This is a genomic window from Rhizobium sp. P2_G9, assembly GCF_056403475.1.
Genome location: NZ_JBFUFK010000150.1, coordinates 1 through 384 on the forward strand (window position 1 = coordinate 1; position 384 = coordinate 384).

Below are 384 nucleotides of genomic sequence, written 5' to 3' on the forward strand. Positions count from 1 at the left end.
GGCCCATCTCCACGAAGCGACGCCTGGTGCGATAGACCGTCGAGCCGCTGGCCACCACGGTGGCGGCAATCGCCTCGTCGCCCAGGCCAGCATCGGCGGCCAGCAGGATCTGCGCCCGCTTGAGCTTGCGTGCCGCATGCTTGCCAGCGTTCAGTGGGCTCATAAGTTCGTCGCGTTCGGCTTGGTCGAGATCGACACGATAGCGTATATTCATCCGCAAGGCCTCCTTTGGGTATGGAGGTTCCGGATGAATCGAAAAATGAATCAATTACTTGACCAAAAGTTGCCAGAGGCGCCGCGCTTCACCGACAAGCAGGGCCAGTATCTCGCCTTTATCTGGGCCTACAGCCAGATCAATGGGCGCGCACCGGCCGAACGCGACCT

Annotated in this window: 1 protein-coding gene; it reads right to left on the reverse strand. The window is 60.7% G+C overall.

The annotated features are described in order from the left end of the window. On the reverse strand, positions 1-214 hold a 214-nt coding region (locus AC1DYF_RS40425), incomplete at its 3' end, for a helix-turn-helix domain-containing protein (protein ID WP_477884568.1). Positions 215-384 lie beyond the last annotated feature (170 nt).